At 64.9% G+C, this 25514-nt stretch carries 20 protein-coding genes; 6 read left to right on the plus strand and 14 right to left on the minus strand.

Annotation, left to right across the window (positions count from 1 at the left end):
- Positions 1-289: 289 nt before the first annotated feature.
- The 6 genes from ltrA to D3872_RS20250 all read right to left on the minus strand — a co-directional run bounded on the left by ltrA (position 290) and on the right by D3872_RS20250 (position 8796).
- Positions 290-1519: a group II intron reverse transcriptase/maturase gene (gene ltrA, locus D3872_RS20220; RefSeq protein ID WP_119812509.1), complete on the minus strand. Its 1230-nt coding sequence runs from the start codon at positions 1517-1519 to the stop codon at positions 290-292.
- Positions 1520-1966: 447 nt separating this feature from the next.
- Complete coding sequence (locus tag D3872_RS20230) at positions 1967-4798, minus strand: AAA family ATPase (RefSeq protein ID WP_119812510.1); 2832 nt, start codon at positions 4796-4798, stop codon at positions 1967-1969.
- A gap of 3 nt (positions 4799-4801) precedes the next feature.
- Positions 4802-5524 carry a hypothetical protein gene (locus D3872_RS20235; RefSeq protein WP_119812530.1) on the minus strand — a complete coding sequence of 241 codons (723 nt, stop codon included), beginning with the start codon at positions 5522-5524 and terminating at the stop codon, positions 4802-4804.
- Positions 5517-6890, minus strand: coding sequence for a hypothetical protein (locus D3872_RS20240; RefSeq protein ID WP_229459442.1), 1374 nt, complete (start codon positions 6888-6890; stop codon positions 5517-5519). Before D3872_RS20240 ends, D3872_RS20235 begins: the two co-directional genes overlap by 8 nt.
- A 110-nt stretch (positions 6891-7000) precedes the next feature.
- Positions 7001-7729 carry a DUF3108 domain-containing protein gene (locus D3872_RS20245; RefSeq protein WP_119812511.1) on the minus strand — a complete coding sequence of 243 codons (729 nt, stop codon included), beginning with the start codon at positions 7727-7729 and terminating at the stop codon, positions 7001-7003.
- Positions 7726-8796 (minus strand): DUF3108 domain-containing protein, encoded by a 1071-nt coding sequence (locus tag D3872_RS20250; RefSeq protein WP_229459443.1) that lies wholly within the window; start codon positions 8794-8796, stop codon positions 7726-7728. Before D3872_RS20250 ends, D3872_RS20245 begins: the two co-directional genes overlap by 4 nt.
- A gap of 245 nt (positions 8797-9041) precedes the next feature.
- Between D3872_RS20250 and D3872_RS20255 the strand changes: the two genes are divergently transcribed.
- Complete coding sequence (locus D3872_RS20255) at positions 9042-9515, plus strand: PhaM family polyhydroxyalkanoate granule multifunctional regulatory protein (protein ID WP_229459444.1); 474 nt, start codon at positions 9042-9044, stop codon at positions 9513-9515.
- 6 nt (positions 9516-9521) lie between these two features.
- On the opposite strand, the gene D3872_RS20260 is transcribed toward D3872_RS20255, so the two are convergent.
- The 5 genes from D3872_RS20260 to pdxR are packed head-to-tail and all read right to left on the minus strand — an operon-like array spanning position 9522 to position 15633.
- Positions 9522-11210, minus strand: a complete 1689-nt coding sequence (locus tag D3872_RS20260; RefSeq protein WP_119812512.1) for a tetratricopeptide repeat-containing response regulator — start codon at positions 11208-11210, stop codon at positions 9522-9524.
- A complete protein-coding gene (locus D3872_RS20265) occupies positions 11207-11914 on the minus strand; it encodes a sensor histidine kinase (RefSeq protein WP_119812513.1) in 708 nt (235 codons plus the stop codon). Before D3872_RS20265 ends, D3872_RS20260 begins: the two co-directional genes overlap by 4 nt.
- Complete coding sequence (gene mnmC1, locus D3872_RS20270) at positions 11914-13578, minus strand: FAD-dependent 5-carboxymethylaminomethyl-2-thiouridine(34) oxidoreductase MnmC1 (RefSeq protein ID WP_119812514.1); 1665 nt, start codon at positions 13576-13578, stop codon at positions 11914-11916. Before mnmC1 ends, D3872_RS20265 begins: the two co-directional genes overlap by 1 nt.
- Before the next feature lie 4 nt (positions 13579-13582).
- Positions 13583-14143: a DNA-3-methyladenine glycosylase I gene (locus tag D3872_RS20275; RefSeq protein ID WP_119812515.1), complete on the minus strand. Its 561-nt coding sequence runs from the start codon at positions 14141-14143 to the stop codon at positions 13583-13585.
- Between the two features lie 14 nt (positions 14144-14157).
- Positions 14158-15633, minus strand: coding sequence for a MocR-like pyridoxine biosynthesis transcription factor PdxR (gene pdxR / locus D3872_RS20280; protein ID WP_119812516.1), 1476 nt, complete (start codon positions 15631-15633; stop codon positions 14158-14160).
- Positions 15634-15743: 110 nt separating this feature from the next.
- Between pdxR and D3872_RS20285 the strand changes: the two genes are divergently transcribed.
- Positions 15744-16205 (plus strand): OsmC family protein, encoded by a 462-nt coding sequence (locus D3872_RS20285; RefSeq protein ID WP_119812517.1) that lies wholly within the window; start codon positions 15744-15746, stop codon positions 16203-16205.
- Positions 16206-16754, plus strand: coding sequence for an FMN-binding negative transcriptional regulator (locus D3872_RS20290; RefSeq protein ID WP_119812518.1), 549 nt, complete (start codon positions 16206-16208; stop codon positions 16752-16754).
- Between the two features lie 435 nt (positions 16755-17189).
- On the opposite strand, the gene D3872_RS20295 is transcribed toward D3872_RS20290, so the two are convergent.
- The gene (locus D3872_RS20295) at positions 17190-18371 is read right to left on the minus strand and encodes an IS91 family transposase (protein WP_119809002.1); all 1182 of its coding nucleotides are present in this window, start codon (positions 18369-18371) and stop codon (positions 17190-17192) included.
- Between the two features lie 8 nt (positions 18372-18379).
- On the minus strand, positions 18380-19246 hold the full coding sequence (locus D3872_RS20300; protein ID WP_119809001.1) for a tyrosine-type recombinase/integrase: 867 nt from the start codon (positions 19244-19246) through the stop codon (positions 18380-18382).
- A gap of 244 nt (positions 19247-19490) precedes the next feature.
- Between D3872_RS20300 and D3872_RS25355 the strand changes: the two genes are divergently transcribed.
- From D3872_RS25355 to D3872_RS20315, 3 genes are all read left to right on the plus strand, one after another.
- A complete protein-coding gene (locus tag D3872_RS25355; protein ID WP_147373945.1) occupies positions 19491-20510 on the plus strand; it encodes a hypothetical protein in 1020 nt (339 codons plus the stop codon).
- Positions 20511-21397: 887 nt separating this feature from the next.
- The gene (locus D3872_RS20310; protein ID WP_119812519.1) at positions 21398-22411 is read left to right on the plus strand and encodes a hypothetical protein; all 1014 of its coding nucleotides are present in this window, start codon (positions 21398-21400) and stop codon (positions 22409-22411) included.
- A gap of 2 nt (positions 22412-22413) precedes the next feature.
- On the plus strand, positions 22414-23490 hold the full coding sequence (locus tag D3872_RS20315; RefSeq protein ID WP_119812520.1) for a hypothetical protein: 1077 nt from the start codon (positions 22414-22416) through the stop codon (positions 23488-23490).
- 840 nt (positions 23491-24330) lie between these two features.
- Here D3872_RS20315 and D3872_RS20320 read toward each other — a convergent pair.
- Complete coding sequence (locus D3872_RS20320; RefSeq protein WP_119812521.1) at positions 24331-25512, minus strand: IS91 family transposase; 1182 nt, start codon at positions 25510-25512, stop codon at positions 24331-24333.
- Positions 25513-25514: the final 2 nt, after the last annotated feature.

The raw sequence follows: 25514 nt of genomic DNA on the forward strand, positions 1-25514 counted from the left end.
TTCCGGCATCGGTATTCTTCCTCATGGTGTCTGCCACTTGTCATTTTCCTTAGCATCCGAAACAAGGTTCTCACGTTCCATACCAAAGCCTGTATTGAGCTCATGCCGCCTATACACCGGCTGCCGACGGGTCCGTAAACAGGATTCGTCCCGACTTATCCCAGGGCGGATGGACGGCCCCGATTTTGACAGCACTTAAATGCTTAACGATGCGTCATCGAACGGTTTGCTTTCGCTCATCTTCTCAATACGTACCTGACACCTTTCTTGGCGCCTTTTCCACAGTCGCTCACCACCATGTCTTTTGAACACAGCAGCACTGGGTGGTTTGAAACCAGCTCCTGCAAGCCGATTTCGGGAGGCCTGCTCCCATCTTTGATACAGCATCGCAAGCTTGCGCTTGCGTTCGTGACACACTCCATCCCAGCATATAAGAACGCAGTCGTGTCACTACGTCCGGCATGCTGCGCCCGCCAGAACGGCAGGTCAGCTCCCGGATGCGTTGCTTAAACGTTTTCAGAGGCTTCTCAGCCACCTTGCGTTTGACTTCACCCCCACGCGCCACCCACAGACTGTAACCGAGGAACTTGCGGCCAAAGACGCTAGCCACCGCGCTTTTGCTTTCGTTGACCATGAGGTGCAACTTGGCATAACAGCGCCGCAGTAGCGCCATCACCCGCTGGCCCGCCCGCACGCTGCGCACATACACGTTCGCATCGTCGGCGTAGCGCGCAAAGCGATGGCCGCGCCATTCCAGTTCCTTGTCCACCTCGTCGAGCATCACGTTGGCCAGTAACGGACTGAGAGGCCCACCTTGCGGCGTTCCCTCATCGCGCGACTGCACCACGCCGTTGTCCATGATGCCGCTGTTCAGATATGCACGAGTTAGCCGGATTATCCCAGCGTCATCGATGCGTTTCCGCAGGCGGTCAATCAGGATGTCATGGTTGACCCGGTCAAAGAATTTCGACAGGTCGACATCGACCACAATTCGCAATCCAGACTGAACGTACGCTTGGGCGGCCAAAACCGCATCCTGTGCACGCCTGCCCGGACGAAAGCCGTAGCTATGCTCACTAAAGGTGGGATCAAGTATCGGTTGCAGCACCTGTAGCAGTGCTTGCTGGATCAGGCGATCCGTCACCGTCGGAATGCCAAGCTCGCGCTCGCCACCGTCGGGCTTCGAGATCGTCACCCGACGCACCGGACTGGGCCGGTACGTCCCTGCCAGCAGTTGCTCTCGTATATGCGGCCATGCGGTTGCCAGATGACGCGATGTCTGGTTGATATCCAGCCCATCCACGCCAGCAGCTCCCTTGTTGGCACGCACACGCTTGAACGCCCGCCGCAGGTTCTCTGTCGTCAGCGCCGCTTGCAGCAGCACTGACCCCGTGTCTCCGGTTGCATGTCGCGGGCAGAACGCTTCGTCGCTGAAAGCATCGGGCATGGCTTCACCTTGCCCTACGGCTTCCCGCCCCGCGTTAGCAAGCATCTGACGCTGTGCTTTCTGCATCGACATATCGGATTCACTCCTACTCGTTCAGTCCTTCGTCGGCGGAGTCGAGCCTTCCCGGCGCTACCACCAACTACTATGACCTCTGCTGAGACCCCGCTCCGGTTTTCACCGTCGCCCTTTCAGGCACAAGGCGGGGCGTCCCCAGGTAAGGGCCGCACTCCTTCATCACACAACCGCCGCATTTACGCCACCGATCCTTGACCACAAGAGCTTCGCGGTTTCATGCCCGCTCGCCCTGATCGGTAACGCCTTCTATGCGATTCTTGTCCATCGGCTCATGATTTATGCTCCACGCTTCCTTCCCACACTCAGTTACCCTCATGCAGTTGCGCTTCACTTCGCTCACTGTGGTCAGCTCGCGGCGGGACTTTCACCCACAGGAGTGCGCCCATGCTGGGCGCACATAAAAAAAGCCGCTGCGGTCGAGTGACGCAGCGGCCTTGGCGGTAATTACGCAGCGGCCTTGGTAGTACCAGGTGTCCGCCGCTGCAGCACGAAAATCGGCTGCGCCCACTGCGTGTCCTTCTTCTTCTTGCTCGTGATGAGCGTCAGTTCGGAAGGATCGTAGACGTCCGTGTTGTGCGTCAGCGGCGTCGTCATCAGGTACTGCGCCTCGGTGTTCTTGAGGAACTCGCCGACCAGCTGGATATTGCGGATGTCCAGGTGGGCAAACGGTTCGTCGATGAACACGAAGCCGCCCGAGCCCTCTTCCGACTTCAGCAAGCCAATCAGCAGCACCAGCGACTTCATCACCTGCTGTCCGCCCGACGCCTCGCCGTCGTTCATCCCGATCTGGTCCTTGCCGTCGAACTTGAAACGCACGTGCAGGCCGGCCTGCGACAGCTGGACATCGTCGTTTTCCAGCCGCACCGGGTCGGCATGCACGTCGATACCCGCCAGTTCGCCCAGCTCCCTGATGTTCTTGCTGTAGGTCTTGATGGTGTAGCGCAGGCGCTCGATGTAGGCGCCGCGCGCATTGCCGGTCGCTTCGATCGCGCGGTTGTTCTGGTAGCGGCGCTCGTCGGTCTCCGACTGGCGGCCGTGCAGCTGCTCGTTCAGGCGGTGGTACTGGTCGATCACGGTCGCATCGAGTTCCCAGTCGTCGCGCGCCAGCGCGTGCTGCAGCGACGATACGCGCAGGTCGACCTGGTGCGAGTTCTGGTGCTCGGCCACCAGCGACGCACGGCGCGCGCTGCGGCGCCAGCTTTTCGGCAGGTGGCGCCAGGTGCGGCGCAGCTCCACCAGCGCCTGCGCATGTTCGGCGCGCTGCTCGATCTGGCGGCAGTGCCCCAGGCGCAGGCCGGCTTCGGCTTCCGACAGGGCCATGCGCGCGTTCTGCCAGGTGGTGTCGGCGCGGGTGCGCGTGACCACCGCGTTCTTGGTCAGGCCCTGCAGTTCGCCCAGGCGCGAGCCGACCTGCAGGCGCTCGGCCTTGAGCGGTTCGATCGAGCGCAGCGCTTCCTCGAACTCGGCCTGGCGTGCCGCCAGTTCCTTGGCCGCGTCCACGCCGGCGATACGCGCTTTCAGCGCACCGACTTCGGCAGCCAGCTTGCTGATGGCGAGGGTCAGCGCGTCTTCCTGCGCTTCGAGCGCCGGCAGCGATTTCTGGATCGCTTCCATGCGCTGCGTGCGTCCGGCCTGGCCGAAGCGGTAGCGCGACGCTTCCACGAACAGCGAACGGCCGCCGCGGCGTTCGCGGTGGTAGGCGTCAGGGGTGATCCATTCCTCGTCCTTCGACAGGCGGAAGCCTTCGTCGACCGAGTCGACGCGGCTGATGCGCGACAGCTGGTCGATTAGCCACGACGGCGCAGGCGCCGAAAAGCGCACCACCGACAGCAGGCTGTCGTCCTTCGACTGCGGCGCATCGATGCATTCCGGCACGATAAAGTGGCGGTAGCGTTCCTTTTCCGCCAGGCGGTAGGCGGCCGCGGCATCCTTCGCGCGTTCCAGCAGCACCACCGAGGCGTAGCCGCCCAGGACGCCTTCGACTGCGCCCTGCCATTTCGCATCCGTCACTTCGACGATATCGGACAGCATCGCGTGCGGGATCGCCGCATCGCGCAGCGCGCGGCGCATGCCGCGCACCGCTTCCGGCTCCGGCATCGCGGTCTTGCCCTGCAATGCGGAGATGGTCGACATCTCCGACGCGATGCGCGCCGAGATGGTTTCGCGCGCCTGCTTCTGGCGCGCCAGTTCCGCTTCCTTGGCGTCCAGCTGGGCCGCCACTTCGGCGATGTCGGCGCCGGCGTCCGCCGCCAGCTTCTGCAGGCGTTCCTTCTGCTCCAGCAGGCTTTCGAGCGGCTTCAGTTTTCCGTTCAACTGGGTCAGGCGGCTGGCCAGCGCGGCCGCTTCCTGTTCCAGCAGGGTTTCCTGCTGCTGCGCGTCGGTCAGCGCGCGCGCCTGTGCGGCGACGGCGTTGCGTTTTTCGGTCAGCTGCGAATCGGCCTGCGCCAGCGGGCGGCGCGCTTCGCGCAGCGAACGGCTGGTGCCGGCGGCCTTCTCGCGCGCCTCGTGGTACTGCAGGCTGGGCAGCACTTCCTCCAGCAGGTTGCGGCGCTCCTTGTGCAAGTCTTCCCACTGGCGGTAGTTGGCCACGCGCAGGCGCAGGCCTTCCAGGTTGGTGCGCGACGCTTCCAGCTCGGTCTCGAAGCGCTTCAGTTCCACTTCGGTGTCGCGCTGGTGGCGCTTGGCTTCGTCGTAGGCGTCCAGCACTTCCTTGTCGCCGAAGACCTGGAATACCAGGTCCAGCAACTGGCGCGGCGCGTATTCGCACAGCTTGTCGGTTTCACCCTGCTCGAGCGCCAGCACTTTCGCCATCGCCGGCGACAGGCCTGCGTTGGCGAGGCGCTTGCGGTAGTTCTCGACGCCGAGCCAGTCGGTCGCTTCCGTCACTTCCTCGATCTGCACATTCCCGGGACGCATCAGGTACTGGCGCTTCCAGTCGCCGCCGTTCTTCTGGATCTGGCAGAACAGCGTCACTTCATCGTCGCTGAAAAATCCGGAGCTGCGGAACGGGCGGTTCGACAGCTGGCGGCCGACATTCTTGTTGTCGACCACCGCGCGGATCCATGCGGTCTGCTGGCCCGAGTGGCGCGCGTAGTGCTTGTAGGTGCGGCCCATCGAGCAATCGAGGCCGAACAGCGTGCGCAGCGCGTCGAGCAAGGTGGTCTTGCCCGAGCCGTTCTGGCCCGCGATCGTGATGATCTTGGCGTCCAGCGGGATGTTCTTGATCCGCTGCCAGTAATCCCAATGGACCAGTTCTAAGGATTTGATGTGGAACATGGATCAGGCTCCGGTTGGGGTGTCGATGGCGTCGGACGCATCGTCGGCGTCGTTGGCGGCGGCAGCGTCATGCACTACGGGACGCGGTGGCGCCACGGCCAGCGGCGCGCGCTTGAACACGTCGGCCAGCGCGCCGTTGATGATGCGCTCCTTCAGTACGTCGGTGTCCATCATCAGGTCCAGCAGCGGTCCTTCCAGGATCACGTCGCCGCGGCGCTCGATGAAGCCGAGCTTGGCCAGCGTGCCGAGGTTCATGTCCATGCGGGTTTTTTTGCCGAGCTTTTCGCCGAAATCGGCCAGCAGCGCGGTGTACGAAATGCCGATCGAGGTGTCTTCCGCGCGCGGCATCGGCTTCTCTTTTCCGAACAGGTCGGTCTGGTCATCGTCCGCGCTCTGGTGGGTTTCCTGGCGTTCGCGCTTGGGCAGGATGATCTGCGCCCACAGCACCACCAGCAGCGCCACGCCGTCGCGCGTGAGGCCGAAGTTGTTGTTCTGCCAGATGTCCTTGGCGCCGAAGATCTTCGGCTCGACGGCGCGGTGCAGCGCCAGCGTTACGTGGTCAGCATACACGTTATCGAGCAGCTTCAGGCCCGATTCGAGCAGGCGCTTGTCGACTTCGGCGCGGAACTGCTCGTCCGACAGCACGCGCTTGACCATCTTGTCGTCGCGGCGCAGGGTCTGGTGCGTCAGCAGGCGCGCAATCAGGATTTGGGAATCGTCATTCATCATCGGGCGGGCCGCTTTCGAGATCCAGTGAGAGGGTCGCAATCGACATGGCGGCGACGTGCGGGTCGTCCAGCTGCACCATGTCATCGGTAGGCGTAAAGGTTACGGGCAAGCGCGCCAGTTGGGCGGTGGCGCCCTGCAGGCTCGCTTCGGCGGCGTCGCCCAGCAGCGGCAGCAGCGACGCGCGGTAGGAAGCAACCGCGAAGGTCGCCGGCAGCAGCGAGTCCTGGATCGGTACCGACTTCGGACTCTCCTCCGAGAAGCTGGGGAAGTTGCCGAGGTTGGCGAAGTCCGACAGACGTGCCAGCCAGTCGTCCAGTTCCGCCTGCAGCGTGGGCGCGTCGTTGATCGTCAGCGGCGCATCCTGTCCTTCCGGCAGGCCGGCCTGGGCCGCCGCCGCGGCGCGTTCGGCCAGCAGTTCGGTTTCGGCCACGTCGATCATTTCGGCCGGGGTGCCGAACAGCGGCACCACCGGGCGGTCGATCGCGCCTTCTGCCAGCGAGGACAGGTCCTCGTGCGCCAGCAGCCAGCGCTTGACGTCGGTGGTGGACAGGCCGGACTGGCCGAGGTGCACGCGCTGGCGCTCGATCTGGTTCAGCGCGCGCGAGAACATGCCCTGCATGTTCAGCAGCGCGCTCTGGGCGCGGCCGATCGCCTGCGCCGCCCTGTGGGTGGCCGAATCGGCCCGTTCGTCGCTGGTGATCGCGCGCAGGATCTGCGAGCCCTTCTCGACCCAGTCGCAGGCCATGTGCCACTTGGCCTGCGAGGTACGCAGGCGGAATTCGGAGCCGGACGCGATGGCGTCGCGGAATTCCTCGGTCAGGTCGACCAGGCGTCCCAGCAGGTGCTTGAGCTGTTCGACGGTGACGCCGCCGACCGCCTGCGCGCCCGCCACCTGCGACAGCAGGAAGCCCATCTCGGCTTCGTCGTCGGCCTGGCCCATCGACAGCATGGTGTCGAGCGCGGACAGCACGTTGCGCGCCATCGGCGTAATACGGTAAACCGCGGCCGACGTGTCCCACGCCAGCAGGCCGTGCGAGCGCAGGCGCGTCAGCACGGTTTCCAGGCTTTCGGGAATCAGGTAGGCCAGCTTCTGGTTGATGTCGGAGCGCGAGAAGCCGGCGGTGTTGGTGTCGGACGCCAGTTCGCGCAGCACCAGCAGGCGGATCAGCACGCCGTCGAAGCCGCCGTGGAACAAGGCGGTGAAGGCCTGCAGCGTCGGCTGCGCGCGCTTCAGGTGGAACACCTGCTCGATCTCGTCGGCGGCAATGCCTGGGTGGAAGTGCGCCTGGAGCGAATCCGCGTCGTCTTGCCCTATTGTCAGTATTTCCGCAGCCTGGGCCGCACCTGCCGTTAATTCCATCATTGTTTCGGGCGTTGTTTCAACTCATACACGGGGCGTCAGTATATCAGTTAAGCCCAGGCAACCCGGACCGAAACGGGCCGCCAAGCAACAACGGAAGGCCGAAAGGCCGCTTATTTCATGGTGATTTTGGCAATAGTTTGTTCAACGACATCTTCGCCATCATGGTCGCTGAAGCGCACCTTGACCGGATACCACTCGTGCGCGGGCGCCAGCCAGATGTCGACCTGCTGCTCCTTAGAATCCGCGGACGGTTCGCGCACAAGGTGAACCGCATCGAGCTGCCCCATCGGCGTGCGCAGCTTTTCGGTCCTGGTCACCTTGAACACCCAAGGCTCGGCGTCGCGGCGGCCGGCGACGATCATGCGCCACTCCGAGCCGGCCACGAATTTCGACGGCGTGGCGCGCCCCAGCGCGGCGAGCTGCCACGGCGCCGAGGCGCGGTCCTGCTCGCCGCCCTTGATCGCAAACACCTTCGTCCCTTCGGTGAAGCGGATCGCCTTGGCCTCGCGGTCGAAGGTCACACTGTACGGGTCCTTGCGGAAGCGCTTCTCGGTAAATTTTTCGGGCGCCAGGCCATCGTCGCCGACGCTGCCCTCGCTGCGGTTTTCCTGGATCCTGCCGAGGATGGACGCACGCGACTCGCTGCTCAGGGTGTACCTGCCGCCGTCCACCCGCCACTTCACGTTCGATTCTCCGTCCAGGCTCATGCCTTTCTGGGTCGCGGTGATCGCATATTTCAGGTCGGCCGGCGGCGGCGCCTTGGCGGCCGCCAGCGCGCTGCCTGCGGCCAGCGACAGCGCCGTACCGGCGAGGATCGTGCTGAAGATCTTACTGTTCATTTTCTGTTCCCGATTCCCTGACTACGATGTTCGTGACTGTCTGCGTGGTGACCGCGCCGTTGGCTTCCGTGTTGCGGATGCGGACCGGATACCCAGCCGCGCTCCGGCGCCAGCCATACCTCGAGCCGCGAGTTGTACGATCCCGGCTTGGGCGGGCGCACCAGCCGCCACGTGTGCAGCCGGCCCAGCTTCGTCTGTATCTCTTCCTGGCCCGCCACCGAGAAGTGGTAGACCGCCGCGGCACGCTCCTCGCCGACCGTGATGTCCATGCCGCCTTCAAACTGGGCCGGGTCCGCGCGGGCGATGGCGGCCAGTTGCAGCGGCAGCGTCGCCTTGTCCTGCGCACCCGGCGGCAGCGGCGCTGCATCGGGCACCGCCGAAAACGTGATGCTGCCCTGGCCGCGGTTGAAGTGCGTCGCGGTCAGCGACTTGCCCCTGCGCTTCTCGGTCGCGAGCTGCGGGTCGAAGCCCGCGTCGCTGACGGCACCCTCGCTTGCCAGCGCCAGCAGGTTTACCTTCGTCACCAGCATGCTGATGCCTGCATCAAACTTCACCTTGTAGCTTCCGCCCGACACCTGCCAGGACATCCCGGCCTCGCCATGCCACAGCGTGCCCTTGGAATCCACACGCTCCAGTTCCAGCGCCAGTTCCGACGACGGCGGCACGCTGGCCCTGTACTGACGCGGCAGCGGCGCCGCGGGTGATTCGGCCGGCGGTTCTTCCACCACGGCTTCAGCAACGGGCGGCGCTTCGGCTATCGCTTCTGGCGGCGCCGGCACTTCCGGCTCCGGCGGCGCTTCCGCTTCCGGCGGCGGCACAGCTGCGATCGCCGGCATGGCAGCGGCCCGCCTGCGCGGCGCGGGCTTCTTCTTCGGCGGCGCCGGCGACGCTGGTGCTTGTGCTGCCGGCGGCGGCGCCCGCAACTGCGCGACGATCGCCACCGGTTCGGCCAGTTCCACGTCCTGCTGCGGCATGCCAATACGCCCTCCAACCCACCCCAGCGCCAGATAGTGCAGCAGGATCGTCGCGCCGGCCACTACGGGCAGGCGCAAACGAAAGGGAGGCAAGGCAAAGGTCATGCTGCTAGTTTAACGCGGCACGCCGTATTTCCGCTGACACATAAAGTGAAACACCGGTGCGCTTTGCCGTTTTCACAAGATTTGGTTGAGCGGCGCTTGCATAATCTGCTACGCTTGGAATCCCACCAGACGGAGATAGAGCACATGACCAAACCATCCATGCCCGGCGCCGATGCCATGACCGATACGCTGGATTTCGTCAAGAACCTGTGGGCGGCATGGGAATTCCCGGCATGGCCGTGCCCACCCTGTCGGTCGATGACCTCGACAAGAAAATCACCGACCTGAAAGCGGTGGAAGCCTGGCTTGCGCTGAATTCCTCGATGGTGCGCGGGACCATACAGACGCTGGAAGTCCAGCGCGGCACCCTGGCCGCGCTCAAGTCGATGGGCGACGCGTTCGCCCAGGCCGCGCAGCAGCCGGCGCCAGGCGCCAAGGATGCAGGCGGCGACGCAGCGGCCGGCGCCTTCGGCAATCCTGCAGCGTGGTGGAACATGCTGCAGGAGCAGTTCAAGCAGGCGGTAAATACGACAATGTCGCCGGAGGCGATGAGCGAAGCCGCCGCAAAAATGGCGGCCGCCATGCCAACCGCCGACATGGGCAAGGCGATGGCCGATTCGATGGCCAAGGCCGGCGCCGGCGCGGCGGCAGCAGCCAAGGGCGCCGCCAAGCCGCGCGCGGCAAAGGCGAAACCGGCAGCCGAATAAAGCCGTTCAGGCAGGGGGCGCCGCGAGTGCCGCTTCGACGGCGGCCTCAAAATCTTGCGGGTGCGCCTGCGCCGCCATCGCCGCCAGCTGTTCCATCAGCTGGGCAAAGCGCTGCTGTCCCGGCTGGATTCTATCCACGTGCAGCAGCACCTCGGTCGCCTCGCTCGAGAGCGCGGCGTCGAAGCCGTGCTTGCCCATGTGCGAAATCAGGATCTGCGCGGCGTTGAACAGGATGCGCAGGTTGTTCGGCAGTGCCTTGCGCGCGTCGCGCATCCATGCCACCGCCTCCGGCAGCTTGCCGGTCTTCCACAGCAGCACGCCCTGGTTCATCATGTCCGCCGCCTCCTTGCGCGACGATTTGATCAGTGCGTCGCCCTCTTCCCCCAGCCGCGCCTTGTCGAAGATTTTCTGCACTTCGTCCAGCAGCACCAGGTTGTCGTGGTTGTTGCGGATGACGTAGCACAGCAGCGCCACCGGCGCGTCCTTGACGCCGACCGCAAACAGCATCGTCGCCAGGTCCAGGCAGGTGGCCGTGTCCGGCCGCACCGCATCGGCTTCGAGCATTTCTTCCAGCTCGTCGCCGGCCTTGCGCGCACGCCGGAAGTCGCCGCTCTCGTGGTAGACCAGGCCTTCCACGATCTTGGCGCGCAGCTCGATGCCGTCGTCGGCAAAGTCGCGGCACGCGGTTGCCAGCAGCGCCAGCGCTTCCTTGGTGTCGTTCTTCTGGCCGCACACGCGCGCCAGGCCGAGGTAGGCATCGGCGGTCTTCATCACCGAATACTCGCCGATCGCGATGCACTTCCTGAACGCCTTTTCCGCCACCGACATGTTGCCGACCTTGAGCGCAATTTGACCGAGGTTGCGCTGGCGCGGTACCGAATTGGGCGACAGCCGCGCCGCGCGTTCGAGGATGGCGCAGGCTTCCTCGTGCTGGCCCATGTACTGGTAGGCCACCGCCAGCTGGTCGTAGGCGTCGATGTAGTTGCGGTTCTCCGCGATCACGCCCTGGAATATCTGGCGCGCCTGTTCGTGCTCGCCGTTGGCCATGCGGATCTTCGCCAGCCCGGCGCGCGCCCACTGGTACTCGCGCTCCTTCAGCACGCGCTCGTAGGCCTCGCGCGCCTTGGCCGGTTCCCCGCTCTTGAGCATCAGCGAGGCCTTCATGCGCAGCAGCTCGGTCTCGTGGACACGGCTCGCTTCGATCTGTTCGTCGCACAGGCGCGCCGCGCGCAGGTAGTCCTTCTCGGAGTAGGCCTGGTCGATGCCGCGGAAGACCTGCTTCTTGTGCCATACGCGGTTCAGGCGCGTCAGCAGCATGCCTTCGGTGATCGGCTTGATCAGGTAGGCGTCGGGCTGGTGCTCGGCCGCCCCCATCACCGATTCGACGCTCTTCTCGGCCGACACCATCAGCCACACGCTGCTGGGCAGGAGCAACTGGCGGATACGCGCTTCCTCCAGTACCTGCTGGCCGTTCTTGCCCTCGCCCAGGTTGTAGTCGCACAGCACCACGTCGTAGCGTATCTTCGCCAGCATGGCCATCGCCTCGCCGCCCGACGAAGCCTGGTCGATGTTCTTCGCGCCGAGGTTGCGCAGGCTTTCGCGCAACAGCTGGCGGATGCCGACGAAGTCGTCGACCACCAGGTAGGTCTTGCCGGCCCAGTCGACCGCGCCCATGTCCGGAACGCCGGGCTTCATGGAAGCGTCAGGATGAAACAGCCGCCGCCATATGCGCCGCCGTTCTCCAGGCGTATCGCGCCGCTGCGGCCGCGGTGCTTGTGCATCTTCGCCACTTCGCTGGAGAAGTACAGGCCGAGGCCGGTGCTGTTGGTGAGGAAGTTGACGCCTTCGTTCCGCCCGCTCATCGCGGCGGCCCCTGCGTCGAGCATCGCGGCCGGATATCCGCTTCCGTTGTCTTCGACGCGGATTTCAAGGCAGCCATCGGCCACCTTCAGCGACAGCCGCACTTTGTCCTGGGTGTAGTGGATGGAGTTGTTGATGGCATGGCCGATCACACCGATCACCAGGTCTTCGTCCAGGTGCCAGATCTGTCCTGGATCGTAGTCGGTCTCCAGCTTGACGCCGCGCGAGTCGAGCAGCACGCGCACGCTGGCAAGCACCTGGCCGACCAGGTCGGCCAGCTCCAATGGCTGCACGTCGAACGGGTACTCGGGCTTGCCGACCTGCTTGTACAGCGCCAGCAGCTGGATCAGGTTGTCGTTCAGGCGCTTGGTCTGGTACAGCATGTGCGCCATCTGCGGATAGGCCGCATCGACTTCCGGCGAGGCGTTGGCGAGCAGCTTCTCCAGCGTGCCCGCCAGCACACTGACGGAATTTTTCATGTCGTGCGCGGTGGACGCCAGGAACAGCGACAGTTCGTTCGAGCTGGAAGAGTCGTTCATTATGGGTTCTCTGCTTGTGGAGCCGTCGTGACTATAGCGTGTTTGGCTGCATTGCCCAGCATGAAACGCGCTGGGTCCAGCGCCTGCACGAGCGTCCGTTCCAGCGGCAGTGGCTCGCCTTCGAGCTGCGCGGCCAGCAGTTCGGCCGCCAGCGGCGCCCAGATCAGGCCGCGCGAGGCGTAGCCGAGCAGGCCATTCAGGCCGGGATGGCGCGGCAGGTCGCGCAGCCTTTCGGCGCGGCCGGTGGGCGTGGCGTCGCCGATGGCGCCCACCAGCGGCAGCCGGTCCGGGCCCACGCAGCGGAAGCCCACGCGTCCCAGCAGCGGCGCGTCCTGCGCCAGCGACGGGTCGCCCAGCAGCGAGCGCACCTTGGCCAGGTTGTCGTCGTGGCTGGACTGGCGCAGCGCCGGGTCGGGATCGTTCAGGTCGTAGGTGGCGCCGGCGCTGTGGATGCCGCCCGAAGCAGGCGTCAGGTAGGCTTCGCGGCAAAGCACGAACGGCAAGGCTGGCACCGCGCCTTCGGCAAGGTGGGACACCTGGCCGCGCACCTTCCACAGCGGCAGGTTCGCCGCCTGCGGCAACGCGGTGGCGCCGGTGCCGTTGGCAAGCACCATCACGGGCGCCTGCGCGATGCTGGCGCCGGCTGCGTCCAGCGCATGCCACTGGCCGCCGCGGCGTTCGATGCCGACGGTGCCGGCGCCGAAATGCGCCGTCAGCTTGCCGCCGCAGGCAGCCAGCATCGCGGCGCACACGCTGGATGGGCGCGCCCAGCCGCCCTGCGGGAACAGCCAGGCGCCGTCCGGCGCCGGGGCGCCAAGCAGCGCCGAGGCTTCCGCGCTTTCCAGCCACTGTGCGAAGTCATGCGGATAGTTCCAGCGCGCGGCAATGGCGCGCTGCACGCCGGCGTGCGCCGGGTCGCGCGCCAGCTGCATCACGCCGCAGCGCGCGCCTTCGATGCCGTCCAGACGGTTCCAGTAGTCGAGCGCAAACAGGAATGCGGCGCGTGCAAGCCGGGTCGGGATATTGTCGTCCTTCGACAGCAGCGGCATGTAGATGCCGGCGAGGTTGCCCGACGCTTCGCTTGCGGGCTGTCCGTGCCGTTCGATCAGCGTGACCTGCCAGCCACGCGCACACAACCTTTCGCAGGCGGCGCTTCCGGCCAGTCCGGCGCCCACGACAATCGCGCGCCGTTCCGCCGGCTTCGCGCGCGGCGCCACCGGCTTGCGGCTGGCGAAGATTGCGCTGCCATTCTGCGCGACGAAGCCGAAGCCCGCCTTCGACAGCGCCTCGCGCTGTTCCGAGCTGACCGAAGCAGGCAGGAGTATGGTGCCGGGCACGCACAGTTTGGCAAGCGGGCGGACGAAACCAGTACCGTCCCCGGGACTCGCATGCAGGGCGATGGCGTCGAGGCGGGCATCGAGCTGCACCAGCGCCTGTTCGAGCGGGCCGTTCAGCAGGTCGAGCGTGATCCCGGCGTCGGGCTGCGGGATGCGGCGCGAGCCGGGCAAGGCGGACGGCGCCAGCGCGACGTAGTGCAGGCGCCGGCAGCGCTGCGGGTCGGCGCGCCATGCGGCTTCGAGTGCGCTGAATTTCTCGCCCTCGCCCCAGGCGGTATCGAGGACGGTAAAGCTGTCCCTGCCCCGCCAGTGAGCCGTCAGCTCCACCTGCTCACCCGGCGTGGCGGAAGCAGGCCACGTCGTGGTCGTCGACCATGCCGATGGCCTGCATGTAGGCGTAGATGATGGTCGAGCCGACAAACTTGAAGCCGCGCTTGGCCAGGTCCTTCGAAATGCGGTCGGACAGTTCGGTCTTGGCCGGGCGTTCGCCCTTCTCCCAGCGGTTGACGATCGGCTTGCCGCCGACCCAGTCCCACAGGTACTGGTCCAGCGTGCTGCCCTCCTCGCGCAGGCGCAGGTAGGCTTTGGCATTGGTGATCGCGGCCGCCACCTTCAGGCGGTTGCGCACGATGCCCGGATTGGCCAGCAGTTCGGCCACCCTGGCGTCGTCGTAGCACGCGATTTTTTCGGCGTCCCAGCCGTCGAAGGCGAGGCGGTAGTTCTCGCGCTTGTTCAGGATCGTTTCCCAGCTCAGGCCCGCTTGCGCTCCTTCGAGGTTGAGCATTTCGAACAGGCGGTTCTCGTCGTGGCAGGGCGTGCCCCATTCGTGGTCATGGTAGTCGACGTAGCGGGGGTTGGCCATATTGGCCCAGGCGCAGCGGGTTGAAGTCATCACGCAAGTATAAATCATCGCGCCGCGCGCAGTACCGAGGCCAGCACGCCGACGCCGTGCCGGATCTCGGCCGGCGGTATCGCCGCAAAGCCAAGCAGCAGGCCGGGCGCCACCGCACAGGCGGGCGTGGCGGCACGGTTGGCGTAGTAGGACAGCGGCCGCAACTCGATGCCGCGTGCCAGTGCGGCCTTCACTACCTGCGCTTCGTCATGCCGGCGCCGGAAGTGCACGCACAGGTCGAGGCCCGCATCCGACGGCCCGCAGGCCAGTTCGTCGTCCAGTTCCGTTGCTATGGCCGACAGCAGCGCCTCGCGCCGTTCTGCGTAGGCGTCGCGGGTGCGCTTGATGTGGCGGCCGAAATGGCCGGCGGCCATGAAGTCGGCCATCGCCATCTGCGGCACGATCGGGCTGTGGCGGTCGACCACCGCCCTGGCCCGCACCAGCGGCTCCACCAGCGCGGGCGGCGCCACGATGTAGCCAAGCCGCAGCCCGGGGAACAGCACCTTCGACAAGGTGCCGACGTAGACCACGCAGCCGGCGCGGTCCAGGCTTTGCAGCGACGCCAGCGGCGGCCCGGTGTAGCGGTACTCGCTGTCGTAGTCGTCCTCGATGATCCACGCCTTGTTGGCCGCCGCCCAGCGCAGCAGCTCGAGGCGGCGCTGGAGGCTCATGGTCACGCCCAGCGGCAGCTGGTGCGAAGGCGTGGCCAGCACCATCTTCGCGTTGGGATAATGTTCGGCCGCATACGCGACGTCCATGCCTTCCGGGCCGACCGGCACCGTGCACACGCGTGCGGAGGCGGCGAACAGCGGCGCGCTGGCGCCCTGGTAGCCGGGCGACTCGACCCAGACGCCGTCGCCCGGCGCCAGCAGCAGCTGCGACAGCAGGAACAGCGCCTGCTGCGAGCCGGAAGTGATCACCACCTGGTCGGGCGTGCAGTTGACGCCGCGCGAGGCGCGCAGGTACACGCAAAGCAGCTCGCGCAGCGGCTGGTAGCCGGCCGGATCGCTGTAGCCGAGGTGGTAGTCGGGATGGCGCCAGCGGCGCGATTCAAGCCGGCTCCAGATATCGAAGGGGAACAGGTCGATGCCCGGCATGCTGGCGCGGAAGGCGCGCAGCTTGCCCTCGTGGTAGCGCACGTAGGCCATCGCACCCGCGTAGGCCTCGCCGCGCGCGGACAGGGGCCGCAGCAGGCCAAGGCCCGCCGGCGCGGCCTCGCGAACCGCCGGCAGGTGGGCGCTGATGAAGGTGCCCCTGCCGACGCTGCCGCTCAGGTAGCCCTCGGCCATCAGCTGGTCCCAGGCGTTGAGCACCGTCTGGCGCGACACGCCCAGCAGGCGGCACAGCTCGCGCGTCGGCGGCAGCTGCATGCCCGGCCCCAGGGTGCCGCGCAGGATGGCTTCCTTCACCTGGCTGTACAGCTGGCGGAACATGGGCAGCGGCGCGCCGCGGTCGAGCGGCAGGGCTTTGATGATGTCGGAGGTGTGCATTGGACGTGCGGTGCGAATTGGTATTCCAATATTTACCGTTATTGGTCATTTGAGCAAGCCAAATCGGACGCTAAGATGATGCCATCAATACATCCAGACGGAGAAAAAGCATGAAGCAGTTCGAAGCGACAGTGGCATGGCAGCGCGACAACCAGTCGTTCGCCGACCAGCGCTACAGCCGCAGGCACGAGTGGACCTTCGACGGCGGCGCGCGCGTGCCGGCCTCGTCCTCGCCGCTGTCGGTGCCGCTACCGATGTCCGACCCGGCCGCGGTCGATCCCGAGGAAGCGCTGGTGGCGGCGGCGTCGAGCTGCCACATGCTGTTCTTCCTGTCGTTCGCGGCGCAGCGCGGCTTCGTGGTCGATTCCTACCGCGACCGCGCGGTCGGCTACCTGGACAAGGACGCCAACGGTGTGATCTGGATGCCGAAGATCGCGCTGCGTCCCGAGATCGCGTTTTCGCTGACGCCGCCGACGCCTGCCGAACTCGAAGCCATCCACCACCTGGCCCACGCGCGCTGCTACATCGCCAACTCGATCAAGGCCGAAGTCGTGGTCGAAGCGGCGGCCTGAATGTACGTTCCCGCAAAATATGAGCAAGCCGATACCGGCGCCCTGCACAGCCTGATCGCCGCCAACCCGCTCGGCACCCTGGTGACGGGCGGCACAGGCGGACTGGACGCGAACCACATCCCGTTCGAGATCTCGCCCCCGACGCCCGGCGCGCCGCTGGGCGTTCTGCGCGCCCACGTGGCGCGCGCCAATCCGGTGTGGCGGCGCGACGGCGAACAGGTGATGGCGGTGTTCCATGAACCAACCGGCTACATTTCGCCGTCGCGGTTCGAGGAGAAGGAGCGCAGCGGGCGCGTGGTGCCGACCTGGGACTATGCGGTGGCGCATGCGCACGGCACCCTGCGCGCGGTCGACGACGCGCAATGGCTGGCGGCGCTGCTCGAACGCCTGACCACACGCCACGAGGCAGCGCAGCCGCGGCCCTGGGCGATCGCCGATGCGCCGCCCGACTACATCGACAAACTGATGAAGGCGATCGTCGGCATCGAGATCCGCATCGAGCGCATGCAGGGCAAGCGCAAGGCCAGCAGCGGCTTGATGGGCGCTTAAGAACGCCTGGCGAAATTCCAGCTTGCTAGGAGGGACAACAAATCCCGTACACTGAGCCGGTTTGAACGTCTGCGTTCGTTAAGGGTTGTCCGATGTCGGCCGCTTCCACAGACCTGAATTGATGCGCGCAAGCGTTCCCGGCCGGCGTTGGGCAAGCCCCGAAGGAGGAAACCGCGGGAAGTTTAGTTGTCGTCAGCCTTTGTCATAGGCTATGGCGATTTGACCGGCGCCGTTGGCTGGGAAGGTGCCAGTTGGAGCGGGCGAGTTGGCATCGATGGCGTATATAAGACCTGAAACGGTCACGGGGGGCGTCGCCTGTTCGGTGGTTAATCGATTGAAATTGAGACGCTGCGGCAGGACAGGCAAAGGAGCTCCGCATCGGTTTTGGCCGACGGTCGACGCGCTTGTGGCGCAAGCCTATGTTGTCGTTGTCGCTCATGGAGGTGCTCCCTGGTGCCGTGCTGGTGCCTGAATTGCTTTGATCGGCAAGAAGATGGCGGTGATCGCCATCGGCGCGCCGCAGTGCCGGCAAATGAACATCGTCGAATTGCGCTCGACAGGCTGTGTGTCGACGGCGGGCGCCGGGACGCGCAGTAATGCGCGCGCCCTGGCCAGGTTGGCCTTGCGTCCCGCGTTGGCGAACAGCCCGTAGTGCCGGATCCGGTGGAAGCCGCTGGGCAGGACATGCAGCAGGAACCGGCGCATGAACTCGTCGGCGCCGAGCGTCATCGTCTTGTGCATCTGATCCTTGGCACGGTAGTCCTTCCAACGAAATGTCACGCCGCGCTCGTCCATGGCGACAAGCCGCCGGTTCGAGATTGCGACTCGATGCGTGTAGCGGGACAGGTAGGCCAGCACCGCCTCGGGCCCGGCGAACGGACGTTTGGCGTAGACCACCCACTCGCAACGCCGCAGCGGCGCCATCCAGCGCGCGAAGGCGGTCGGTTCCGTCAGTGCCGCATGCTCGCCGAGGAAACGTAACTGGCCGGCGCGATGGGCCGCGCCCAGCGCTTCGAGGAAGCGCCGCCGGAACAAGCGCGAGAGCACGCGCACCGGCAGGAAGAATCCCCGCCTGCAGGCGACCCAGCGCTCGCCGTCCTGCGACAGGCCGCCGCCGGGGACGATGCCGTGCACATGGGGATGGTGGGTCAGCGCCGAACCCCACGTGTGCAGCACCAGTGTGGCGCCGATGCGCGCGCCCAGGTGCTTGGGATCTGCGGCGATGGTACACAGCGTCTGCGCCGCGAGCTCGAACAGCAGTCGGTAGAGTACGCTTTTGTTGTGCCAGGCGAGCGCGGCGACCGTCGCCGGCAGGGTGAAGACGACATGATAGTACTCGACCGGCAGCAATTCGTTGCGGCGCGCTTCAAGCCAGCGGCGCGCGGCGCCGGCCTGGCACTTCGGGCAGTGGCGATTGCGGCAGGAGTTGTAGGCGATGTCGACGTGTTCGCAGGTGTCGCAGCGCAGCGCGTGCCCGCCCAGCGCCGCGCTGCGACACTGCTCGATGGCCGACATGACCTTGAGCTGGCCCAGGCTCAGGTGTCCGCGTTGGGCTTGTCGCCAGGCCGGACCGTGGGCGCGGAAGATGTCCGCGACCTCCAGGTCGGGGTGCTCCATGGCGCCCCCTATGCCGGCTGCAAGGTGTCGAGCGGGCTGATTACTTCGCGCAATAGATCGGTGGCGACCTGGGCGTACAGCGCGGTCGTGTCGAGCCGCTTGTGGCCGAGCAGGGTCTGGATCACCCGGATGTCGACCTTCTGCTCCAGCAGATGGGTGGCGAAGCTGTGGCGCAAGATGTGCATGGACACGCGCTTGTCGATGCGCGCCAGGTCGGCGGCGGCGTGGATGGCGCGGTTCAGCTGCCGTACGCCGAGCGGGTCGACGGGATTCTGTCCGGGGAACAACCAGCCGCCGTGCAGGATCTTGCCTTCGGCACGTGCCGTCCTCCACCAGGCACGCAGGCAGTCGAGCAGCGCCGGCGACAGCATGGCGTACCGGTCCTTGTGCCCCTTGCCTTGTTCCACGCGCAAGACCATGCGCCCGCTGTCGACATCGGTCACCTTGAGCCCGACCACTTCGCTTGCGCGCAGGCCGGCGCCGTAGGCGACCGACAATGCCGCCCGGTACTTGGGACTGCACGCCGAGGCGATCAGGCGCGCGGCTTCGTCCCGACTGAGCACTTGGGGAAGTTTGCGGGGAACCGGTACGGGATGCATCCTGGCCATCAGTTCGGGATGGTGGACGGTGACTTCGAAAAAGAACTTCAATCCGGTGATCGTCACGTTCAGGGCGTTCGACGTGAAGCCTTGTTCGACCAGGTGCAATTGGAACAAGCGCAGATCCTCGCTCGTGGCGGTGTCGGGCGGGCGGCCCAGGAAGGCGGCCAGCCGCCGCACGTGCAGCAGGTAGGCCGATTGGGTCTTGGGTGCGAGCTTGCGCATCCGCATGTCGTCGATCATGCGTTGGCGCAGCGGGGTGATGGCTTGAGTCATGATGCTGCTCCTGTTGGAATGAGGCCGATTGCCTCATTAACCAACATAGGAAACAGTTTAGAATTGCATCAGAAACCCCTGTCGACGACGACCCGCCGGCAGCGCCGAAGCCCAACTACCGCGCGAGCGGTTTAGTCCTTCGACCCAAAGCGGACCCCAATATTTTGCGATCAACTTGTCCCTCTGGCAAGATAGAGGCTCCTATAATCAACCGATTCCAGTAACCTGTTGAGGATCCAACATCATGTTCGATCACGGCCTTATCGAAAAGTATTCGTTCGAGACCATTCCTCTCGACAGAGATTGCGTCCTCATGAGCGAAGTCTACATGGAGGAATTTTCCAAAGCGCTGGAGAACATGCTGCGGGGAGAAGAAACTAGCCCCTATGAGGTAGGCTACGTCAGTCCCGTGGCGGTCAGAAGGATCAATGGCCCGTCCATGGAATTGTCGTGGTACCCCAATACATGGGACCGGTTCCACGAAGTTTCCATCACGCTGCCCAATGAGGTGTTTAGAGCAGCGGTCGAATGCCGCGCTTACGATGTCATGCCATACATATTCGTGAGCGACGACTGGCTGGAACAGTTGCACCTGCGCGAATACTCCGTGTTTGCATTGATCGACGCGATCGGCGTCAAGCAGGCCATCGAGAATAATGCTCTCGACAGAACGAAGTTGCTGCTGCTGCGGGACAGGCTCGATGAGCTGGCCGAACGGCAGCTGGCAATCTCCTTTATCTCATTCGCTGACAGCCTTATCCTAAAAAGCAACTACGAAGTCGGCTATTTTGACAAAGGCAGGAAATGCTCATACAGACCTGAAATGCTTTTGCACGTTATTAAAGAGATCGACGGCATTTATCGGGACGTGTTGGGCTTGAGTATCTATGCCGTCCTCACACAAGGGAGCAACGAGTACTATGGGGAGTCGTTGCTGCATATTTCAAAGACCCGGAACCATGTGTGCCTCAACAGCCTGGGCGTACCATTTGCCGAATTGCTGGCGATCGAGTCCGCTGCGAAGAAGGCGATAAAAGCCGGAGTTCATCCGCCGATGCAGTTATATCTGGACGAGCAGTATTATTTGTCGCTTAACTTCAAGTATGGTTACGATAAATCCTCGAAGCCGAAGAGCGATTATCCAGCCATCATGAAAACGCACGGGACGAACTATTACTACTCCACGTGCGACACATTGCTCTCGGTCCTGGTGAACGAGATGGATGGCTCCCCCTCCTCCCTCGTGTACCGGGAGGGGGAGTGATCTGCAGGCGCGACGCCGTGCTTCCCGATGGTCACCCGCACGCGCCGACGAAGCCGCAATTGTCGCAGCGCTCGCAGCCGTCGACCTTGCGTACCGATGGGGCGCCGCAATCGCCGCATTTGGTCCCGCCAAAAGCCGGGCCGGGGCCGACCCGCGCCGGCGCCTGCAGCTTGCCGCCCTCCGCGCACGCCGTTCCCGCCCTGTGCGCCGCCAGCGTGCGGCCAGTTCCGCGACCGGCACCTGGTTGCCGTCCGCATCCAGGAAGCCTCGCCGGTACAGCATTTTCTGGAGCGTATGCGCGATCGCCGCCACTTCGGAGTCGTGGTAACGCTGGGCCTGGCCGCCATCGGCGCGCGGCGCAAGGCCGCCGCGCACCGGTCCCTTCTTCTAGGCCACAGCGCGCATGATCGTTGTTGAGTGACCAGCGCTGCACCTTTGGGATGGGCCTACGTCCTGCTTCGTAGGGAGCAATCCAAACGAACGTGTAACAGGCTGGCAGGTCTTCCGGCTGCAGATCGAGCGGACACTTCCCGCGTTGCTTCGAGGCTCCCAAAATTTCGTTGATCTGGCCGGGTGTTGCGATTCGCTGCCGGAGCCGGAGCCGAGGCCAGGCCAAGACCAAGGCTGTCCCCTTCGGCTGACCGTACGCAGGGCGTCAGCGGCCCTGCTTCCTACACAAAATTAGGGCATGAACTTGTATCCATCGCAATTCTGTGGTTCAATAAAAAGAGGGGCAGTCAGGTCCTGGTTCCAGCCGCGCAAGGTAATAGCCAAATTAACTGAATTGAGCTGTAAGCGACATTTATCCAACCCGGATTTGTTAATCCGATCGTGTAAGTCAGGCAATGCGCGGCGTCTGTCGAACCTACACCGATACGGAGAAGCAAATGCCAGCTCAGCACCTCATTCCTGACCACGTCCGGAAATCCCTGCCCCCTGAAGTTATCCGCGCCGTAGAGCTCGCTCTGAGCGACTTCGCGATCCCTGATCCTGTCCTCACGCCCGACGTTAAAGCCTTCGCCAAGGCGATCCGTAAGGCTGGCCTCGGCCTGAGCACGGAGATCAAGTACATTCCCGCGCTGAATGCGGCCGCGCTCACCCTCGTCGGCCGACCATGGCAGGACGCGGAGCGATCGCTGGCCACTGCGCCCGCCCCATTTTCGATCTCGCTCTATGTTCTCGGTGGCCAGCACCGTCCCCAGGTATTCCCGATCGCGTCGATCGGCGAAATGGCCGACGGCGCGATCAAGCAGATCCTGCAACAGGCCCAGGCGTCCCGCGGTGCCGTGATTGACATCGAGCGCTTCCCGTCTGGCCTGAAAATTACCGCCGTCGACCGCGATCGCCCGACCTTCGTGATCGAATGCCGCAGCCCTCTTACGCCAGAAGACCAGGCGCATTTCATGCATCGCCTGGTTGACGTGCTTGGTGAGCGCGCGCCGGCGCTGCTCGTCAACAATGCGCTGCTTCCGGCCAATCCAAAGCAAAAGCCGTACACCCAAGCCTTCTTCCAGCTCAACGCGGCACATGGGCCGTACCGATCTGGTCGCCTGGTCGGCGAGCTAGATCTGGCTGAGCAGTTTCATCTTCTTCACGTACCTGAGCTTGGCGAACATTATTCCGACACTACCAGTTCGCGGCTCGGTGCAGTCAAACTGCAGGTTGGGTTTCGCACGTACAACCAGCCCTTCCCGCGTGACTACGCACCCGTCACAGCGGCGCAGCTGGCCACACTGGTCTCGCGATACATCCGCTGGCGTGACGCGGTCGGCCCCGAGTTCGCTGAGCTGGTCGCTACCTTGAAAGCACGCCGGCGCTCGCCGCCCTTGGCCGCGGCGCAGTTGGCGCACGATCGTGGCCGCGCGGCTCTCGCGGTCCACGTGCGCGCCCTTCTGCCCTGACCATGGCGCTTGGGACCGACTTCATCGCCGCCGTAATCGACCGCGCACACCTTGCAGAGGCAAGCGCGGCCGTGCGCAGCGCCGCGCTCGCTCAGGTGTCAGACCATGTCGCGGCGATGAAGTCCCGACTCGAATCATCTCGCCCCGGCATTCTGGCCTGGCTCGATAAAAATCAGCATGCACGCGTGTGGCCGATGCCGCACCCGATGATGGGCGTGCTGGGAGATCATGACGTTGCACCGCTCGGCTACTGGGAGCACAGCAAGGACGTCGTTGGGGCGACAGGGCGCTACACGGCGCTCGAATACAGTGCTCGTATTGACACAATGGGTTTGACAAATGCACTCAAACGGAACTCGATTAAGACTTCTATCCCGTGCCCAGTGTGCTCGCAACCGGCTGCTGTCGCCGTTACGATTCTGCCCGCAGACGAATCGTTCGGCGTGTGGTCCCTCGAGTGCAGTACTTGCGGCCATAAGGAAGCGGTGCAGGATGCCCCGGACATGTCTTTCACGGCTAGTGCGCCGGCCCTTACCTGCAAGTGCAAGGCATGCGCCGCACGTGGCGACGAACTGTTCAGCGTTTATGGGCCCAGGGCGACCCGATTTCCGGAGCTCATGGACAATGTCCTGATCGAGGCAGCAGGCCGCCTGATGGGCCATGAGCCTGGCTGGACCCTAGCGCACGATGGGACGGCACACTTCGGAGAGGGGCTGGCCGGCCGTTACTTCGAGGTTCCGGTGCAGGTCGCCGCAGGCACTGCACGAGGGTCATTTTACTCGTCGCTCCCTGCAGACGTAAAAGCACAGCTGGGAAGCAGCGGCGTTTTTTCTGCACTGCTCGAACGCACCTACGGGGTAGACCCACAACTGTCGTACTGTGCGATCCCAGCCTTTGATGGGTCTGCTGGCTGGCAGCATACGTTTTCGATGGCGCGCGTCGGCTTCGATCCCAGCGATGGTCAGTCGTTTCTCCTCTGGGCTGAGCACGCCGTGGCATTCGCGCTCAGTGGCACACTGGTGCTTCCCATGTTGGTCACGGTACCCGAACCGTCTCGCCTCGTGGACGCGCCGGCGTAAAGCCGAGGTCTATGTGCAGAGCCGACTCGCAGTCGGCTTGCACTGCCCTTTGAGGAACTCGGTCGCCACCTTGAACTGCAACCACGCCGTCGTGCGCTTTCCCGCCCAGCACGGCGCCCCGTGTATGGTTCAGCCGTCGTTATTTGTTGTTCCTGAGGCGCAGGCGCTTAAGAGGAGTGGGTGTTCGTGGTCGAGTCACCGCTGGCCGAGCCGGTCGACTGGACGATCCGTCTGCACGCGGACCCGACTTCCCAAGCCGGGCCGTGGTCGACCAGAAGCACTGCCTGTTCTTCGAAGCAGTCACATGGTCGCTGGCCCAGACAATGGCGACGCTCGAGCAGATCGAGTGTGTAGCGCTGGCCGGGTAGGATAAGTGATACCGCTAGGCGTGTGGCGGCAGCTTGGGAATTCCTTCACGCAGGGTTCTTCGGCCAGCATGCTGGGTAGCGCCGCGAGCAAGTCGCCTTGCCGGCGTCCGCAACCGTTAAGGGTTGTCCGATGTCGGCCGCTTCCACAGGCCTGAACGGATGCGCGCAAGCGTTCGCGGCCGGCGTTGGGCAAGCCGCGAAGGAGGAAACCGCGGGAAGTTTAGTTGTCGTCAGCTTTTGCCACAGGCTATGGCGATTTTACCGGCGCTGTTGGCTGGGAAGGTGCCAGTTGGAGCGGGCGACTTGGCATCGATGGCGTATATGAGACCTGAAACGGTTACGGGATCGTCGCCTGTTCGGTGGTTAATCGATTGAAATTGAGACGCTGCGGCAGGACAGGCAAAGGATCTCCGCATCGGTCTCGGCCGACGGTCGACGCGCTTGTGGCGCAAGCCTATGTTGCTGGTGTCGCTCATGGCGGTGCTCCCTGGTGCCGTGCTGGTGCCTGAATTGCTTTGATCGGCAAGAAGATGGCGGTGATCGCCATCGGCGCGCCGCAGTGCCGGCAAATGAATATCGTCGAATTGCGCTCGACAGGCTGTGTGTCGACGGCGGGCGCCGGGACGCGCAGTAATGCGCGCGCCTTGGCCAGATTGGCCTTGTGTCCCGCGTTGGCGAATAGCCCGTAGTGCCGGATCCGGTGGAAGCCGCTGGGCAGGACGTGCAGCAGGAACCGGCGCATGAACTCGTCCGCGCCGAGCGTCATTGTCTTGCGCGTCTGATCCTTGGCGCGGTAGTCCTTCCAGCGAAATGTCACGCTGCGCCCGTCCATGGCGACCAGCCGCCGGTTCGAGATCGCGACCCGATGCGTGTAGCGCGATAGGTAGGCCAGCACCGCCTCGGGCCCGGCGAACGGACGTTTGGCGTAGACCACCCACTCGCAACGCCGCAGCGGCGCCATCCAGCGCGCGAAGGCGGTCGGTTCCGCCAGCGCCGCATGCTCGCCGAGGAAACGTAACTGGCCGGCGCGATGGGCCGCGCCCAGCGCTTCGAGGAAGCGCCGCCGGAACAAGCGCGAGAGCACGCGCACCGGCAGGAAGAATCCCCGCCTGCAGGCGACCCAGCGCTCGCCGTCCTGCGACAGGCCGCCGCCGGGGACGATGCCGTGCACATGGGGATGGTGGGTCAGCGCCGAACCCCAGGTGTGCAGCACCAGCGTGGCGCCGATGCGCGCGCCCAGGTGCTTGGGATCTGCGGCGATGGTGCACAGCGTCTGCGCCGTGACCTCGAACAGTAGTCGGTAGAGCACGCTTTTGTTGTGCCAGGCGAGCGCGGCGACCGCCGCCGGCAGGGTGAAGACGACATGGTAGTACTCGACCGGCAGCAACTCGTTGCGGCGCGCTTCAAGCCAGCGGCGCGCGGTGCTGGCCTGGCACTTCGGGCAGTGGCGATTGCGGCAGGAGTTGTAGGCGATGTCGACGTGTTCGCAGGCGCCGCAGCGCAGCGCGTGCCCGCCCAGCGCCGCGCTGCGGCACTGCTCGATGGCCGACATGACCTTGAGCTGGCCCAGGCTCAGGTGCCCGCGTCGGGCTTGTCGCCAAGCCGGACCGTGGGCGCGGAAGATGTCCGCGACCTCCAGGCCGGGGGGCTCCATGG

The sequence above is a fragment of the Massilia cavernae genome, assembly GCF_003590855.1.
Lineage (GTDB): Bacteria > Pseudomonadota > Gammaproteobacteria > Burkholderiales > Burkholderiaceae_D > Telluria_A > Telluria_A cavernae.

Excerpts from the sequence above, each read along its gene's own strand:
- pdxR (WP_119812516.1), bottom strand. The coding sequence starts at position 15,633 with ATGCACACCTCCGACATCATCAAAGCCCTGCCGCTCGACCGCGGCGCG.
- D3872_RS20240 (WP_229459442.1), bottom strand. The coding sequence starts at position 6,890 with ATGATGGAATTAACGGCAGGTGCGGCCCAGGCTGCGGAAATACTGACA.
- D3872_RS20285 (WP_119812517.1), top strand. The coding sequence starts at position 15,744 with ATGAAGCAGTTCGAAGCGACAGTGGCATGGCAGCGCGACAACCAGTCG.
- D3872_RS20310 (WP_119812519.1), top strand. The coding sequence starts at position 21,398 with ATGCCAGCTCAGCACCTCATTCCTGACCACGTCCGGAAATCCCTGCCC.
- D3872_RS20260 (WP_119812512.1), bottom strand. The coding sequence starts at position 11,210 with ATGAAGCCCGGCGTTCCGGACATGGGCGCGGTCGACTGGGCCGGCAAG.
- D3872_RS20315 (WP_119812520.1), top strand. The coding sequence starts at position 22,414 with ATGGCGCTTGGGACCGACTTCATCGCCGCCGTAATCGACCGCGCACAC.
- D3872_RS20255 (WP_229459444.1), top strand. The coding sequence starts at position 9,042 with ATGGCCGTGCCCACCCTGTCGGTCGATGACCTCGACAAGAAAATCACC.
- D3872_RS20235 (WP_119812530.1), bottom strand. The coding sequence starts at position 5,524 with ATGAATGACGATTCCCAAATCCTGATTGCGCGCCTGCTGACGCACCAG.
- D3872_RS20265 (WP_119812513.1), bottom strand. The coding sequence starts at position 11,914 with ATGAACGACTCTTCCAGCTCGAACGAACTGTCGCTGTTCCTGGCGTCC.
- D3872_RS20245 (WP_119812511.1), bottom strand. The coding sequence starts at position 7,729 with ATGAACAGTAAGATCTTCAGCACGATCCTCGCCGGTACGGCGCTGTCG.
- D3872_RS20320 (WP_119812521.1), bottom strand. The coding sequence starts at position 25,512 with ATGGAGCCCCCCGGCCTGGAGGTCGCGGACATCTTCCGCGCCCACGGT.
- D3872_RS20295 (WP_119809002.1), bottom strand. The coding sequence starts at position 18,371 with ATGGAGCACCCCGACCTGGAGGTCGCGGACATCTTCCGCGCCCACGGT.
- D3872_RS20275 (WP_119812515.1), bottom strand. The coding sequence starts at position 14,143 with ATGACTTCAACCCGCTGCGCCTGGGCCAATATGGCCAACCCCCGCTAC.
- D3872_RS20300 (WP_119809001.1), bottom strand. The coding sequence starts at position 19,246 with ATGACTCAAGCCATCACCCCGCTGCGCCAACGCATGATCGACGACATG.
- D3872_RS20230 (WP_119812510.1), bottom strand. The coding sequence starts at position 4,798 with ATGTTCCACATCAAATCCTTAGAACTGGTCCATTGGGATTACTGGCAG.
- ltrA (WP_119812509.1), bottom strand. The coding sequence starts at position 1,519 with ATGTCGATGCAGAAAGCACAGCGTCAGATGCTTGCTAACGCGGGGCGG.
- D3872_RS25355 (WP_147373945.1), top strand. The coding sequence starts at position 19,491 with ATGTTCGATCACGGCCTTATCGAAAAGTATTCGTTCGAGACCATTCCT.
- D3872_RS20290 (WP_119812518.1), top strand. The coding sequence starts at position 16,206 with ATGTACGTTCCCGCAAAATATGAGCAAGCCGATACCGGCGCCCTGCAC.